At 39.8% G+C, this 15,222-nt stretch carries 14 protein-coding genes; 13 read left to right on the top strand and 1 reads right to left on the bottom strand.

Features of this window, described 5'->3' with window-relative positions; translation table 11 throughout:
- Positions 1 to 130: 130 nt before the first annotated feature.
- Both N178_RS14310 and N178_RS14305 read left to right on the top strand, forming a co-directional pair.
- A complete protein-coding gene (locus N178_RS14310) occupies positions 131 to 1,081 on the top strand; it encodes an aromatic acid exporter family protein (RefSeq protein ID WP_045293000.1) in 951 nt (316 codons plus the stop codon).
- A gap of 98 nt (positions 1,082 to 1,179) precedes the next feature.
- Positions 1,180 to 1,704, top strand: a complete 525-nt coding sequence (locus N178_RS14305) for a L,D-transpeptidase (protein WP_045292998.1) — start codon at positions 1,180 to 1,182, stop codon at positions 1,702 to 1,704.
- 75 nt (positions 1,705 to 1,779) lie between these two features.
- On the opposite strand, the gene prli42 is transcribed toward N178_RS14305, so the two are convergent.
- Positions 1,780 to 1,875 (bottom strand): stressosome-associated protein Prli42, encoded by a 96-nt coding sequence (prli42, locus tag N178_RS26590; protein WP_016765525.1) that lies wholly within the window; start codon positions 1,873 to 1,875, stop codon positions 1,780 to 1,782.
- A gap of 148 nt (positions 1,876 to 2,023) precedes the next feature.
- Here prli42 and mce point away from each other — a divergent pair, with 148 nt between their 5' ends.
- The 11 genes from mce to N178_RS14250 all read left to right on the top strand — a co-directional run bounded on the left by mce (position 2,024) and on the right by N178_RS14250 (position 15,190).
- Entirely contained in the window at positions 2,024 to 2,449 is a 426-nt protein-coding gene (gene mce, locus N178_RS14300) for a methylmalonyl-CoA epimerase (protein WP_045293005.1), read from the top strand.
- Positions 2,442 to 3,992 (top strand): acyl-CoA carboxylase subunit beta, encoded by a 1,551-nt coding sequence (locus N178_RS14295; RefSeq protein WP_045292996.1) that lies wholly within the window; start codon positions 2,442 to 2,444, stop codon positions 3,990 to 3,992. The genes mce and N178_RS14295 overlap by 8 nt, the downstream gene beginning before the upstream one ends.
- Positions 3,993 to 4,017: 25 nt before the next feature.
- Positions 4,018 to 5,136, top strand: a complete 1,119-nt coding sequence (locus tag N178_RS14290; RefSeq protein ID WP_045292994.1) for a tripeptidase T — start codon at positions 4,018 to 4,020, stop codon at positions 5,134 to 5,136.
- Between the two features lie 225 nt (positions 5,137 to 5,361).
- Positions 5,362 to 6,723: an NAD(P)-dependent oxidoreductase gene (locus tag N178_RS14285; RefSeq protein WP_045292992.1), complete on the top strand. Its 1,362-nt coding sequence runs from the start codon at positions 5,362 to 5,364 to the stop codon at positions 6,721 to 6,723.
- A gap of 21 nt (positions 6,724 to 6,744) precedes the next feature.
- Positions 6,745 to 8,025, top strand: coding sequence for an NAD-dependent dihydropyrimidine dehydrogenase subunit PreA (gene preA, locus N178_RS14280; protein WP_045292990.1), 1,281 nt, complete (start codon positions 6,745 to 6,747; stop codon positions 8,023 to 8,025).
- Positions 8,026 to 8,044: 19 nt separating this feature from the next.
- Positions 8,045 to 9,463 (top strand): dihydropyrimidinase, encoded by a 1,419-nt coding sequence (hydA, locus tag N178_RS14275; protein ID WP_045292988.1) that lies wholly within the window; start codon positions 8,045 to 8,047, stop codon positions 9,461 to 9,463.
- Positions 9,464 to 9,496: 33 nt separating this feature from the next.
- Entirely contained in the window at positions 9,497 to 9,709 is a 213-nt protein-coding gene (locus N178_RS14270; RefSeq protein WP_045292986.1) for a hypothetical protein, read from the top strand.
- A 390-nt stretch (positions 9,710 to 10,099) separates the two neighbouring features.
- The gene (locus N178_RS14265) at positions 10,100 to 10,291 is read left to right on the top strand and encodes a hypothetical protein (RefSeq protein WP_045292984.1); all 192 of its coding nucleotides are present in this window, start codon (positions 10,100 to 10,102) and stop codon (positions 10,289 to 10,291) included.
- Between the two features lie 139 nt (positions 10,292 to 10,430).
- Positions 10,431 to 12,062: a PucR family transcriptional regulator gene (locus N178_RS14260; protein ID WP_045292982.1), complete on the top strand. Its 1,632-nt coding sequence runs from the start codon at positions 10,431 to 10,433 to the stop codon at positions 12,060 to 12,062.
- Between the two features lie 207 nt (positions 12,063 to 12,269).
- The gene (locus N178_RS14255; RefSeq protein WP_045292981.1) at positions 12,270 to 13,739 is read left to right on the top strand and encodes a CoA-acylating methylmalonate-semialdehyde dehydrogenase; all 1,470 of its coding nucleotides are present in this window, start codon (positions 12,270 to 12,272) and stop codon (positions 13,737 to 13,739) included.
- A 92-nt stretch (positions 13,740 to 13,831) separates the two neighbouring features.
- Positions 13,832 to 15,190, top strand: a complete 1,359-nt coding sequence (locus N178_RS14250) for an aspartate aminotransferase family protein (RefSeq protein WP_045292979.1) — start codon at positions 13,832 to 13,834, stop codon at positions 15,188 to 15,190.
- Positions 15,191 to 15,222 lie beyond the last annotated feature (32 nt).

Below are 15,222 nucleotides of genomic sequence, written 5' to 3'. Positions count from 1 at the left end.
CTGCACTTTTTTTTATTGACAATTATCCGGTATAGCAAGATTTAAGGTTGTGTTATTTTTCTATTCATGTTAATAAAGAATAGAGCATTTTATCACACTAAAAAGAAACCAACATGTAGGAGTCTAGAAAATGAAATTTAAAATCGGGTACCGGACAATTAAAACAGCCGTCGGTACATCACTGGCTATTATTATAGCTCAGTTCTTTCACCTCGAGTTTTTTGTATCAGCTGGAATTATCACCATTTTGTGCATTCAAAATTCAAAGAAAAAATCGTTGCGAAGTGCAAGCGATCGTTTTATTGCTTGTTCTTTATCTATTCTGTTTTCTTTTATATTCTTTGAAGGGATTGCTTATCATCCACTTGTTATAGGACTGATGCTCCTTTTGTTTATCCCGGTTACGGTTATATTCAAAGTGAATGCAGGCATTGTGACAAGCTCCGTTATTTTGCTTCATATTTATTCCAAAGGCAATATGACATGGGGAATCGTTTTTAATGAACTTGGCTTAATTGTAATTGGAATAGGTGTTGCCCTGCTTGTGAATTTATACATGCCAAGTTTAGATCAAGAGCTTCGCACGTATCAGCAAGAAATTGAAGAAAATTTCCGGTCGATGTTAAAAGAAATTGCCCTGTATCTCAGAACCAATGACAGCAGCTGGGACGGTAAGGAAATTGCAGATACGGTAAAAATTTTAGAAAAAGCAAAAAGCCTTGCGTTTCGTGATGTAGAAAATCATTTTGTGCGTGGGGAAAATTATTATTACCGCTATTTTAAAATTCGTGAAAAACAGCTTGAAATTATTGAGCGTACGCTTCCTCTCATTACCGCTATTGATTTGGTAGTAGAACAGCGATACATGATTGCTGATTTTATTGAAGAATTAAGCCTATCCATTCACCCCGGTAATACAGCAAAATTATTTTTAGCCAAACTTCAGCATTTACGAGAATCGTTTGCAGAGATGCCTCTTCCCAAAACGCGGGAAGAGTTCGAAGCGCGGGCCGATTTATTGCACGTAGTCAAAGAGATTGAACAATATTTGGTTATTAAACAAACTTTAAAAATAAGTTAAACAGCATGCATGTTGTTCATCGTCCCTACGAACACTAAAAAGGAAAAGAGATATATCTCTTTTCCTTTATTTAGGACTAACGTAAGGTGGTGGATTACGTGCATGTATTTGCTTTTATCCTTTTACTACTATCTCCGGTTTGGCCATTAGGAGAAAATCCGTTGCCAAATGATCCTTATATTATTATTAATAAACAAAGCAATGAGCTTGCTTATATTCAAAATAAAGAAATTAAACAAATTATTAAAGTAGCAACGGGGAAAACAGTTAATCTGACGCCCGAAGGGGAGTTCACGGTAACAGTAAAAGCTGTTAATCCTTATTATCGGAGAAGTAACATTGAAGGAGGCGCTCCTCAAAATCCTCTAGGTATAAGGTGGATTGGGTTTGATGCAAGAGAGACTGACGGACGTATTTATGGCATTCACGGTACAAATCAGCCGGATTCCATCGGTAAATATGTATCGAATGGCTGTATTCGCGTGGAAAATCATGAAGTAAGCCATTTATATGATCAAGTTCCGTTAGGTACAAAAGTATGGATTGTATCTACAGATCAATCTTTTGAAGAGTTAGCTGCTCAAAAAGGCATTGTGAATATACAGCAAAAGACTGGTGACTAGTCACCAGTCTTTTTTATATGTTTGCATTGCACAAAAAAACAGCAGTGCATCTATGTTTTTAGTCATCAGTTCCGATTAAAACCACATGGCAAGTCCCGCTAAAAGCGTAGATATTAACATGACAAGAAGCATTAAAAACACAACGGTTTTTTGGATTTTCTTATTAGACATACAACCAAAGTCCTCCTACACATTTTTTTCTTATTTTACATGTCTTCCGCTGCTTAGACAAGCAACTTTCTGTAGATACGCGAGCAGGAGATTTCTTTTGTTTTCAAGAATATGTGTAAATGAAAACGCTTTTTTAAGAGGTGAGAAAATGATAAAAGGAATTGATCACATAGGAGTAGCTGTAAAGTCAATTGAAGGCAGCCTCCCTTTTTATGAAAAGGTATTAGGACTGTCTCTATTAAAAGTAGAAGAAGTAGAAGAACAAGGAGTAAAAGTTGCTTTTATTCAGTGCGGCAACGTAAAAATTGAATTATTAGAGCCGCTTTTTGAAGACAGTGCAGTGGGTGCGTTCATCAAAAAGAGAGGTGAAGGTCTTCACCATGTTGCTTTAGGTGTGCGTACGATTGAAGAACGGATTAACGAGTTAAAGGAAAAGGGTGTACAAATGATTGACGATGTTCCGCGAAAAGGTGCAGGGGAAGCATCCATTGCTTTTTTGCATCCAAAGTCAGCAAACGGTGTTCTTTATGAGCTCTGTGAAAAAACACTAGAGGAGGAGAAGAAACATGGTTGACATCTATGATAAATTAAATGAATTGTACGATAAACGCCGGAAAATCGAGTTAGGCGGTGGAGACGAAAAAATTGAAAAACAGCACCATAAAGGGAAATTAACAGCACGCGAACGAATTGAAATTCTTTTGGATGAACATACATTTGTCGAATTAAATCCGTTTATTGAACATCGGTGTGCTGATTTCAGTATGAATAGTCAAGTAGGCCCAGGGGACGGGGTAGTAACAGGTTATGGCAAGGTAAACGGTCGCTCAGTCTATTTGTTTTCGCAAGATTTTACAGTATTCGGAGGCGCGTTAGGTGAAATGCATGCTAAAAAAATCGCGCACGTAATGGATTTAGCGGCTAAAACAGGCGTGCCGTTTATTGGTTTAAATGATTCAGGCGGGGCTCGTATTCAAGAGGGCGTTATGTCCCTTGACGGATACGGTCATATTTTTTATCGAAACGCCATTTATTCGGGTGTTATGCCTCAAATATCTGTTATCATGGGTCCTTGTGCAGGCGGAGCCGTGTACTCACCGGCGATTACGGACTTTGTTTTTATGGTAGAAGAAACAAGTCAAATGTTCATTACAGGACCAAAAGTAATTGAAACGGTAACGGGAGAAAGCATTTCCTCGGAAAATCTTGGAGGAGCAGCTGTTCATAACGAAATTAGCGGTAATGCCCATTTTAGGGGTGCAACGGAACAAGAGGTACTAGAACAAGTACGAACGCTCTTAAGCTATCTTCCACAGTCTAGTCAAGAGCAGCCTCCTTTAGCTTCAGAGGTACAGAGTAATCATTATCGTCCGGATTTATTAGATGTTGTCCCGTTTGATGCCGTGCGTCCTTACGATGTGCGTCAAGTCGTTCACCAAGTAGTGGACGAGCACTCATTTTTTGAAGTACAAAAAGACTTTGCCAGAAATATTGTCATTGGTTTTGCCCGCATAGATGGAAAAGTTGTCGGACTTGTGTGTAACCAGCCTAAAGTAATGGCAGGCAGTTTAGATATTAACTCCTCAGATAAAGCAGCAAGATTTATTCGGTTTTGCGATTCATTTAATATCCCACTTATTACATTTGAAGATGTTACAGGTTTTTTCCCAGGTATCAAGCAGGAACATGGCGGAATTATACGACATGGTGCTAAAATTTTATATGCATACTCCGAAGCTACCGTTCCGAAAATCACGGTGATCTTGCGAAAGGCGTACGGGGGTGCGTATGTAGCTTTAAATAGTAAATCGATTGGAGCAGACCTTGTGTATTCGTGGCCTAATGCAGAAATTGCTGTTATGGGTCCTCAAGGTGCGGCAAATATTATCTTTGCAAACGACATTCGAGGCAGTGAAAATCCAGATGAAACAAGACACGAAAAAATTGAGCAGTATCGCGAGAAATTTGCTAATCCTTACGTAGCGGCAAGCGCTGGAATGGTCGATGATGTTATCGATCCTCGGGAAACACGAATAAAATTAATACAAGCGCTTGAAATGTTGCACAATAAAAAGGAAGAGCGTCCAGCAAAGAAACATGGTAACATACCATTGTAGGTTATTTTTGGAGGGATTACATATTATGATTAATGAACAACGAATCGTTGATTTATTTATTGAATTAGTACAAGTAGATTCAGAAACAAAGCATGAAGAAAAAATTGCTGTTGTACTAAAAGAAAAATTTACTGCATTAGGTGTCGAAGTAGTAGAAGATGATGCCAAAGAAAAAACGGGCCATGGAGCCAACAACTTAATCTGCACACTGCCAGCTACAAAAGAAGGCGTAGACACAATCTACTTTACTTCTCATATGGATACAGTCGTACCTGGAAACGGTATTAAACCATCGATTGAAGATGGGTATATTAAAAGTGACGGCACAACGATTCTTGGTGCGGATGATAAAGCAGGCTTAGCAGCAATGCTAGAAGCAATCACCGTATTAAAAGAAGAAAACATCGCGCACGGAAAAATTGAATTTATTATTACAGTAGGAGAAGAATCTGGCTTAGTGGGTGCTAAAGCTCTTGATTCTAGTCTCGTAACAGCAAAATTCGGCTATGCTTTAGATAGCGATGGCAAAGTGGGAGACATTATCGTTGCTGCGCCGACGCAAGCAAAAGTAAATGCAACAATTTATGGAAAAACAGCTCATGCAGGTGTAGCTCCTGAACGAGGCGTTTCTGCTATTACAATTGCTTCAAGAGCCATTTCTAAAATGCCGCTTGGACGTATTGATGAAGAGACTACAGCGAATATTGGACGTTTTGAAGGCGGAACACAAACAAATATCGTGTGTGACCGCGTCGATATTTTAGCAGAAGCTCGTTCATTAATTCCAGAAAAAATGGAAGCACAAGTAGCCAAAATGAAAGAAGCATTTGAAACAGCTGCACAAGAAATGGGCGGACATGCAGAAGTTGATATTAAAGTGATGTATCCAGGCTTTAAATTTGGCGATGGAGATCATGTTGTGGAAGTTGCTAAAAAAGCGGTGGCCAATATCGATCGTCCTTCACGCTTGCTTCAAAGCGGAGGCGGAAGCGATGCAAATGTAATTGCAGGCTTTGATATCCCAACGGTCAACTTAGCAGTTGGTTATGAAGATATTCATACAACAAATGAAAAAATTCCGGTAGAAGAACTAGTGAAGATATCTGAATTAGTAGTGTCGATTATTAAAGAAGTAGCAAAATAATAGCTGAAGCCTCGCTTTTATATAAAAGCGGGGCTTTTTACATAGTGAATAGTAAATAGTCTGAATTTTTTAACATAATGTATAATGAAGAACAGACGGTCGTTTTGTACAATAAAGTTAGTAATACATTTTACCAAAGTAGAAGTTGAAAATAACGTATATAAAAAATATGTAAGCGCTTTCAATTTAGCTTTTATCAACAGATATTCTTGGGAGGTTGATGCAATGCGATCACCGGAAAGTTTGCCGTCCATCATTCAAAATTTTAATGAAGTAGAAAAAGGGTTGTCCAATAGAGAAGCAGTCGAAGAGTCTAATCGATGTTTGTACTGTTATGATGCACCCTGTATTCAGGCATGCCCTACAGGAATTGACATCCCGACGTTTATTAAAAAAATTGCATCGGGCAATTTAAAAGGGTCTGCCGAAACGATTATGTCTTCTAACCCAGTAGGAGCAAGCTGTTCGAGAGTCTGTCCAACCGATGAACTATGTGAAGGCGCGTGTGTGCTTAATCATTCAACCAAACCAATTATGATTGGAGATTTGCAGCGCTACGCAACGGATTGGGCTATTCAAAATGAACAGGTGCTGTTTGAGAAAGGAAAAGCAAACGGCAAAAAGGTAGCGATTGTTGGTGGGGGTCCGGCTGGTCTCTCTGCAGCAAGAGAACTGGCTCGATTTGGGTACGACGTAACTATTTTTGAAGCGGAAAAACAAGCAGGAGGGTTAAATACATATGGAATCGTGTCATTTCGTCTTCCTCAAGCGATTTCATTCTGGGAAGTTGAACAAGTAAAAAGCTTAGATGTGAAAATTAAAACGAACGTAAGAATTGGAGAAGATATTCTTCCAAGCGAATTACTGCAGTCATATGACGCGGTTGTATTAGCTATTGGTATGAGTAAGGTGCCTTCTCTACATGTTGAAGGTGAAGAGCTAGACGGCGTGTATGATGCGATTGATTTCGTGAAAAAAACGAAGTCAGAAGCGCTATCAACAGAATTTGTTGGTAAGCGTGTGGCTGTCATTGGGGCAGGAAATACTGCCATTGATGGTGCTACGTGTTCGGTGCGTTTGGGAGCTGAAAATGTTCAAATTTTATACCGTCGTACACGAGAAGAAATGACGGCTTACGATTTTGAATTTGAATTTGCGAAACAAGATGGTGTTGAATTCCGCTGGTTAACGTCTCCTATACGAATTATTGGAGATGAAAATGGTAAGGTGAGCGGCATTGAATGCGTAAAAATGACGTTAACGGATCCAGATGCAGACGGCCGCAGAAAGCCTGTTCCGGTTGAAGGTTCAACGTTTACCATTCCAGTAGATGCTGTTGTTAAAGCAATCGGTCAAGAACGATACCTGTCTTTGATTCAACAATTCCAGCTGAACCATGAAGACGGAGTTGTCTTAATCAATCAAGAGACGTTTCAAACATCAAATCCAAAAGTATTTGCTTGCGGAGACGTCATTTTTGGTAAAGGACAAGGAGAAGCAATGGTTGTGACAGCTGCTCAGCAAGGGAAACAAACGGCGTTAAATATTCATATGCAGCTAACAAAAGAAACAATGGAAACAGCTTAAAATCAGGAGGAGGAGAAATCTATGGCAGATTTAACAACAAATTTAGCAGGTATTCAATCACCAAATCCGTTTTGGCTGGCATCCGCACCGCCAACCAATTCAGGTTATCAAGTGCAGCGTGCATTTGAAGCAGGATGGGGAGGCGCAGTTTGGAAAACGCTTGGTGATCCGATTTTAAATGTTTCCTCTCGATTTGCTGCCGTTGGCTTCAACGGTCAGCGCGTAGCCGGCTTTAATAATATTGAGTTGATCACCGATCGTCCGCTTGAAGTCAATTTGAAGGAAATCTATGAAACGAAAAAGAAGTTTCCTAACCACGCAATTATTGCCTCCCTTATGGTAGAGCCTCAGCAAGAAAAATGGCATGAGATTGTTAAAAAAGTAGAAGACGTAGGAGTAGATGGATTAGAGCTGAACTTTGGCTGTCCGCATGGAATGGCAGAACGAGGGATGGGCGCTGCTTCTGGGCAAGTCCCTGATTTGGTTGAAAAACAAACGTATTGGGCGAAAGAAGTTGCTCAAACGCCGGTCATTGTTAAATTAACGCCAAATATCACAGATATTACAGTTACAGCAGAAGCAGCAGTTCGAGGCGGTGCTGACGCTGTTAGTATGATTAACACTATTAATAGTTTAGCAGGAGTAGACATTCACTCGTGGAATACGATTCCACACGTAGCGGGAAAAGGCGCTCACGGAGGCTATTGCGGCCCGGCTGTTAAGCCGATTGCATTAAACATGGTTGCTGAATGTGCAAGAAGTCCGTTCATTAACGTTCCAATATCCGGTATGGGAGGCGTTTCGAACTGGCAGGAAGCAGTGGAATTTATGCTTATGGGTGCTACGGGTGTCCAAGTATGTACAGCTGCTATGCACCACGGTTTCCGCATTGTAGAGGATATGATTCAAGGTCTCAACTATTATTTGGATGAAAGAGGAATCGAAAAAGTAAGCGACATTGTAGGAAAAGCCGTTTCAAAATATTCCGACTGGGGCAACTTAGATCTCAATTATAAAGTAGTGGCTCGCATTGACCCGGATACGTGTATTAACTGCAATAAGTGTCATATTTCTTGTGAAGATACTTCTCATCAATGTATTGATATGCTGAAAGATCCTTCAGGGAAACCTTACTTAAAAGTACGAGAAGAAGATTGTGTAGGCTGTAATTTATGTTCGATTGTATGTCCTGTGGACGGAGCGATATCTATGGTTGAATTACCAAATGAACAGCCTCCAATGACGTGGAATGAACGCCAAGCTGCTTTACAAGCGACGGCTGCAGAGCGATTAGACGTATAAATACAAAGGGGATGAAGAAATGAAGAAAATCGTTAAAAATGGTGTGGTAGTTACAGCAACAGATACGTATAAAGCCGATATTTTAATTGAAAATGGAGTTATTTCGGCAATTGGATCGGCTTTTGAAGAGCAGGGCTGTGAAGTGATTGATGCAAAAGGCAACTATGTATTTCCAGGAGGCATCGATCCTCATACTCATTTAGATATGCCATTTGGAGGCACCGTTACAAAAGACGACTTTGAAACAGGTACAAGAGCAGCAGCTTTTGGAGGTACGACCACTGTTATTGATTTTTGCTTAACGAATAAAGGCGAACCGCTGCAAAAAGCGATCGGCACATGGCATGAAAAATCCAAAGGAAAAGCGGCTATCGACTATAGCTTTCATCTAATGATTGGAGAAATTACGGAAGATGTATTAAACGAGCTTCCTACGATTATTGAAAAAGAAGGAATTACTTCTTTTAAAGTATTCATGGCCTATAAAAATGTTTTTCAAGCAGACGATGCTACCCTTTATCAAACGCTAGTGCAAGCTAAAAAACTAGGGGCGCTTGTGATGGTACATGCTGAAAATGGAGATGTTATTGAGTATTTAACGGAAAAAGCACTAGAGCAAGGACAAACCGACCCTATCTATCATGCACTGACTCGTCCTCCGGAAATAGAAGGAGAAGCTACGGGAAGAGCTGCGGTGCTAACGGAGCTGGCTGACTCGCAGCTCTATGTTGTTCACGTGTCGTGCGCTGAAGCGGTTAAAAAGATTGCTGAAGCAAGGGAAAAAGGCGTAAATATCTGGGGTGAAACGTGTCCGCAGTATTTGACGCTTGATCAAACCTATCTAGAGAAACCGAATTTTGAAGGAGCAAAATACGTATGGTCGCCGCCTTTACGTGAAAAATGGAACCAGGATGTTTTGTGGAATGCTCTGCGTAATGGCGACTTGCAAACGATTGGCTCAGATCAGTGCTCGTTTGATTTTAACGGTCAAAAAGATCTCGGAAAAGGAGATTTTACGAAGATTCCAAACGGAGGCCCTATTATCGAAGATCGCATGAGTATTTTATTTTCAGAAGGAGTAGTGAAGAAACGAATTAATATCAATCAGTTTGTTGATATAACATCAACGAAAATTGCTAAGCTGTTTGGACTGTATCCGAAAAAAGGAACAATAGCGGTTGGTGCAGACGCCGATCTGCTTATATTTGACCCTTCTGTTGAACGTACGATTTCAGCAAACACGCATCATATGGCAGTCGACTATAGCGCGTTTGAGGGAATGAAAATCACAGGTGAGCCGGTTTCAGTGCTTTGCCGCGGAGAATTTGTTGTAAAAGATAAGCAGTTTGTCGGTCAAAAAGGCTACGGACAGTATACAAAAAGAGCAAAGTTTAATGAGTTAAACACAGCTAACGAGGCTGAAAAATTAACGTTATAAAAACAGATGCCAAAATAGATCGGAGGCAGGGAAATGTCAAGTTACCATGAATATATGGCAGAGCGGGAAAAGATTGATTTTTTGCTGCAAAAAGGATTCAAAATAACGGCCGTAACAGAGAATCTAAGCGGGGCATTTGTGAGGTTTGAACGCACTGAAAATAACCAAACCGAACAAGAAACGCTTCATATATTGACGGCGGATGCTAGAAAATATTTTTCATCCGTATTGATTCAACAAGTATAAAAACGAAGGCTGGGACAAAATTATTTTAGCTGAAGGAAGATCCGAACGATGAATCGTTCGGATTTTTTTATTGGTAGGGTGAACGTAGGTTTCATGTATGCAGGTGCTTCTAGATGTTGATGGGAGTAATTTAGTTATGTCTCAATCTCTTTCTTTACTAATACCTATAAGTTTTTTACTATATTCGCTGATAAAAGTGATCCGTTTTTTTGTTTTTTTCGTTCTAGATATGAAGCAAAATAACTAGATATTATCCATTCGCTGTATTACAGTTGTTACATTTCGTTTACATCGAAAGAGAAAAGGTTTAGTTATCTAGTAAATTGTAGTAAATATTATAGTAGAACGTTTTCACAATAAATCTATTAAATAAAAAAGGGTGTGACACGAATGGATCGAGCTACGCAGTGTATGACACAAGAAGAAACAAAAATTATTGATAAATTAAAAATGGAAATGTTAAATGCAGTGTCACTACAAGATTTGCGTTTTTATAAAAAAGAAATTCACCGAATTAAAGAACAAGCGGTTAAACGCCACGGTTTTTTTAATAAATTACAGCAAACAGCTCAGAAGCTGTAACGATCCATTATCGTTACAGCTTTTTTCGTTTCTTTCATTAAACATTTTATTTCTTCTAAATATTTAATATAATGTAAGAAGATATAGCTTTTGTTCTACACATATGCGAAATGCGCGTTAATGATCCAGGAGACATGATGTGAAATTCGCTAGGGGCGGTGTTGACTTGAAATCGTATTTAACAGTAACAGAGATTTTAACAAGGAAACATTTTGTAAACTGTGAAGTAATAGCTGGAGAGAAAGGGCTTACTAATTCTGTGAAATGGGTGCACGTGATGGAAGTAACGCGCATTAATGAGCTGCTAAAAGGAAACGAGCTCATTTTATCAACAGGAGTAGGCTGGGGAGAAGATCCTCAATCTTGTTTATCATTTCTTCAGCAATTAATTTCTTGTAAGGCATCAGGACTGTGTATTGAACTTGGCACTTATACTTCTAAGATTCCACAAATTGTGATTGATAAAGCGAACGAATGTGATTTTCCGATTATTTTATTTCACGAAGAAGTTCCATTTGTTGAAATTACGCAAGATGTCCACTCGCTTTTAATTAATCAGCATTATCAAATGATTTCCGATTTAGAACAGTATTCTCATAGGCTAAATCAGCTGCTGTTAACAGTTAATGACCCGGCCATTATCTTACAGTGTTTATATGAATCTACGGGGCTTCTTGTCGGCCTTAAAGTTTCAAATGAATTACTTACCTTTGCTCCGGAAATGGACTTGCTCAAACAGCAGCTTCTACTTCATTATATAAGCAGTGAAAATGAGAGTCCGCATTTTACTGAGCAGCCTATTCATTTATTAGGACAAGATTATGCTCAGCTGTATGTCGCCTCTATAAATGAAGCGTTAACAGAACTTGAAGTGCTCACCGTTGACCGGACGGCAACGGCACTTGCTCAGCATTTTTTGAAGGACTTGTATGTCGAAGAGAAAAAAAGAGTAGATGAAACCGAATGGATGACAAAATGGATGAACGGAGAGTTAACTCTTGAACAAATAAAAGATTCCATGCACGAGGTGTGCTCAGACTCTCCTATTCGCGGGGGTGTCGTTGTTTGCTGTAAGTGGCAAAGACGGGAAAAGTTTGATCGAACGTATTTTAAGCTTATCCTGCGAAGCATCTTTGAACAAGAAGGCTTCCACTTATTAGTATCCGAGCGAAATCGCGAAGTATTATTTATTCTTTTGAACAAACGAATGGTTAGCACGTGGAGAGAGAGGTTAGAGAACAGCCTTCACCGCTGGATGAATCAATACGAATCAGATGAAAACTCAAAGCGGAACGCCATTAGCTTTATCGGAATTGGCCAATACTGTGAACAGCTCGACTGTATGCATAAAAGCTATGAAACGGCTAAAGAAACGATTTCGATTCAAGAAATGCTGCAAAAACAAACAATTATTCATTTTTATGATGATTTGCATATGTACCGAATTATTTCGCTTTTACATCAGCATGAAGACTTACAGGAAGTGGTATTTGAATATCTGCAGCCCGTTATTACATATGATGAAACGTACAATGCAAAACTCATGGAAACATTAAAAATATATTTAGCATGCAACGGATCTAAACAAGAGACGGCTAAGCGTTTATACATTGTCCGACAAACGCTGTATCACCGCATTGAAAAACTAGAAAAGCTACTGGGTGAAGATTTTATGGAGCCGGAAAAACGATTGGCGATTGAATTTATGATTATGGCATATGAATATTTGTTTATGATGAAAAAGTCGCGTGCAGAATTTATAAACGGATAAGTAAGCAGCTGGAAACAGCTGTTTTTTTATGTTGAGGCTGATTTTACTATATGTTCATTTTAGTTCAAGCTTTTTCCGAATTCACTGCGCAAAATGTGAAACGAGAATCTGGAGTTGTTTCACATTTTGTCTAATGCAACCGCCATTTATTTATTCAATAATAAAGGTAGATTTGTCATTTCTTATTTTTCGAGGAGGCCAAGCGATATGTCAGTTGTGAATAATGATACGCAAGTTTTAAAAAATTACGTGGGCGGAAAATGGGTTGATACGGCAGGGAAAGAATTTGGAGAGGTGATTAATCCATCGACCGGAGAAGTAATTGCAAAAGTACCGCTTTCTACAAAAGAAGATGTAGCCAATGCGGTAGAAACAGCGCAAAAAACATTTGAAACATGGCGTAACGTTCCTGCTCCAAAACGAGCAAGATTAATGTTTGCGTTTCAACATTTACTAGTTAAGCATCACGAAGAGTTAGCGAAATTAGTTGTACAGGAAAACGGCAAGGCTTTTAAAGAAGCTTACGGTGAAGTACAGCGCGGTATTGAATGCGTGGAGTTTGCTGCGGGTGCTCCTACTTTATTAATGGGAGAATCATTAAATAACATAGCGGAAGAAATTGATTCTGAAATGTTCCGCTTTCCACTTGGTGTTGTCGGAGGCATCACACCTTTTAACTTTCCAATGATGGTACCGCTTTGGATGTTCCCGCTTGCCATTGTATGTGGAAATACGTTTGTATTAAAACCGTCTGAGCGAACGCCGCTTTTAGCAACGCGACTTGCTGAACTTTTTACAGAAGCAGGAGCACCGGATGGATTATTAAATATTGTGCACGGTGCACACGATGTTGTGAACGGATTAATAGAGCACGAAAAGGTTAGAGCGATTTCATTCGTCGGATCGCAGCCGGTAGCAAAGTATGTTTATGAACAAGCTGCAGCTCAAGGGAAACGAGTTCAGGCTTTATCCGGAGCTAAAAATCATCATGTTGTGATGCCAGACTGTGATATGGACAAAGCGGTATCACATATTATCAGCTCGGCTTATGGAAGCGCCGGCCAGCGATGCATGGCGTGCAGCGCCGTTGTCGTAGTTGGTGAAAAAGGTGATGAATTCGTTTCAAAATTAAAGCAAAAAGCAGATGAATTAATTATGGGAAGCGGCTTTGATGATGAAGTGCTTCTAACGCCTGTGATTCGAAAAGAGCATCGTGATAAGGTGCTGGATTATATTGAACTTGGCATGAAAGAAGGGGCAGAACTCATTCGTGACGGACGTAAAGAAATGGATGAACATGCAGAAGGAAATTTCTTAGGAGCAACAATTTTTGACCGCGTAACTCCTGATATGACCATTGCTAAAGAAGAGATTTTTGCACCTGTACTAAGCTTGCTTCGCGCTGACACATTAGATGAAGCACTTCGCTATATGGAAAAATCCCGTTTTGGAAATGGAGCAACGATTTATACAAAAGATGCGAAAGCGGTGCGTCAATTTAGAGAAGAAGCAGATGCCGGTATGCTCGGTATTAACGTAGGAGTACCTGCTACAATGGCCTTCTTCCCGTTCTCCGGCTGGAAAGATTCTTTTTACGGAGATTTGCATGTCAACGGCAAAGACGGTTTGAACTTCTTTACACGCAAAAAGATGGTTACATCACGCTTTGACTTTTAACATATAGATGAATATAGCAAGTGGCTTCGGCATTTTGTCGAAGTCTTTTCATACAGAAAAAATACCGCGCTAGCGATTTGGGAGTGGATAAGATGGTACAGGTCAGTCAAAATGAAAAAGATCTGCGTGCAAAAGATGAGCAGTATGTATGGCATGGAATGAAACCATACAGTCCGGATGCAACGATGGTAGCTACAAAAGCAAAAGGGGCTTGGATTACAGATGAACAAGGAAATCGCTATTTAGATGCAATGGCAGGGCTTTGGTGTGTAAATACCGGATATGGACGGGAGGAGTTAGCGCTTGCAGCTTATGAGCAGCTAAAAGAACTGGCTTATTTTCCGCTCACTCAATCTCACGTACCTGCTATCAAACTAGCAGAGAAGCTAAATGAAATGCTAGGTGATGACTATGTTATCTTCTTTTCAAATAGCGGATCTGAAGCAAATGAAACGGCTTTTAAAATTGTGCGTCAGTACCATCAGCAAAAAGGAGAGCATTCTCGCTACAAATTTATTTCGCGTTACCGAGGTTATCATGGAAATTCAATGGGCGCACTAGCAGCAACAGGCCAAGCTCAGCGTAAATATAAATATGAACCGCTTGCCCCTGGCTTTATTCACGTTGCGCCCCCTGATTCGTACCGAGGGCAAGATGACTACCATGCGCCCAAAGAAGAGCTTCAATCTGTAAAAGATATTGACAATGTTATGACGTGGGAGTTAAGCGAAACGATTGCCGCTGTTATTATGGAACCAATTATTACAGGAGGAGGAATTCTTTTACCGCCTCAAAATTATATGAAAGGTGTAAAAGAAACTTGTGAAAAACATGGTGCACTTTTAATTGCAGATGAAGTTATTTGCGGCTTTGGACGTACAGGAAAAGCTTTTGGTTTTATGAACTACGATGTAAAACCGGATATCATTACCATGGCAAAAGGAATTACAAGCGCATATCTTCCGCTCTCTGCAACTGCTGTTAAAAAAGAAATTTATGAAGCGTTCAAAGATAGCGATCAGTACGAGTATTTTCGCCACGTTAATACATTTGGCGGGAGCCCGGCTGCGTGTGCACTGGCATTAAAGAATTTAGAAATTATGGAGAGAGAAAATCTTTTTGGACGTTCTAAACAGCTCGGGGCTTACGTATTAAGTGAGCTGAAGCCGCTTATCGATAGCCACCCATACGTTGGAGACGTAAGAGGTAAAGGGCTTTTAATCGGAATTGAACTTGTAGCTGATAAGCAAACGAAGGAACCGCTAGACGTTAATCTTGTAAATGAAGTAATTGCTAAATGTAAAAGCAAAGGAGTCATTATTGGTAAAAATGGAGCAACGGTAGCCGGCTATAATAATGTTCTCACGCTCTCGCCGCCGCTCAACATTGAGGAAAGTGATATTGAGCTGTTATTAGCTACTGTTACGTATGCGCTTGACAGCATCAAATAGGTAAGTTTGCAAAAAGCCTGTATAATATACTT

This window comes from Priestia aryabhattai B8W22 (genome assembly GCF_000956595.1).
Lineage (GTDB): Bacteria > Bacillota > Bacilli > Bacillales > Bacillaceae_H > Priestia > Priestia aryabhattai.
The sequence above is the reverse complement of the archived record's forward strand: the minus strand, read 5'-3'. Positions and strand labels throughout refer to the sequence as shown.

Bases quoted from the DNA above. Each gene is read 5' to 3' on its own strand.
- hydA (WP_045292988.1), top strand. From the start codon at position 8,045: ATGAAGAAAATCGTTAAAAATGGTGTGGTAGTTACAGCAACAGATACG.
- N178_RS14295 (WP_045292996.1), top strand. From the start codon at position 2,442: ATGGTTGACATCTATGATAAATTAAATGAATTGTACGATAAACGCCGG.
- N178_RS14310 (WP_045293000.1), top strand. From the start codon at position 131: ATGAAATTTAAAATCGGGTACCGGACAATTAAAACAGCCGTCGGTACA.
- preA (WP_045292990.1), top strand. From the start codon at position 6,745: ATGGCAGATTTAACAACAAATTTAGCAGGTATTCAATCACCAAATCCG.
- N178_RS14265 (WP_045292984.1), top strand. From the start codon at position 10,100: ATGGATCGAGCTACGCAGTGTATGACACAAGAAGAAACAAAAATTATT.
- N178_RS14285 (WP_045292992.1), top strand. From the start codon at position 5,362: ATGCGATCACCGGAAAGTTTGCCGTCCATCATTCAAAATTTTAATGAA.
- prli42 (WP_016765525.1), bottom strand. From the start codon at position 1,875: ATGTCTAATAAGAAAATCCAAAAAACCGTTGTGTTTTTAATGCTTCTT.
- N178_RS14255 (WP_045292981.1), top strand. From the start codon at position 12,270: ATGTCAGTTGTGAATAATGATACGCAAGTTTTAAAAAATTACGTGGGC.
- N178_RS14290 (WP_045292994.1), top strand. From the start codon at position 4,018: ATGATTAATGAACAACGAATCGTTGATTTATTTATTGAATTAGTACAA.
- N178_RS14250 (WP_045292979.1), top strand. From the start codon at position 13,832: ATGGTACAGGTCAGTCAAAATGAAAAAGATCTGCGTGCAAAAGATGAG.
- N178_RS14270 (WP_045292986.1), top strand. From the start codon at position 9,497: ATGTCAAGTTACCATGAATATATGGCAGAGCGGGAAAAGATTGATTTT.
- mce (WP_045293005.1), top strand. From the start codon at position 2,024: ATGATAAAAGGAATTGATCACATAGGAGTAGCTGTAAAGTCAATTGAA.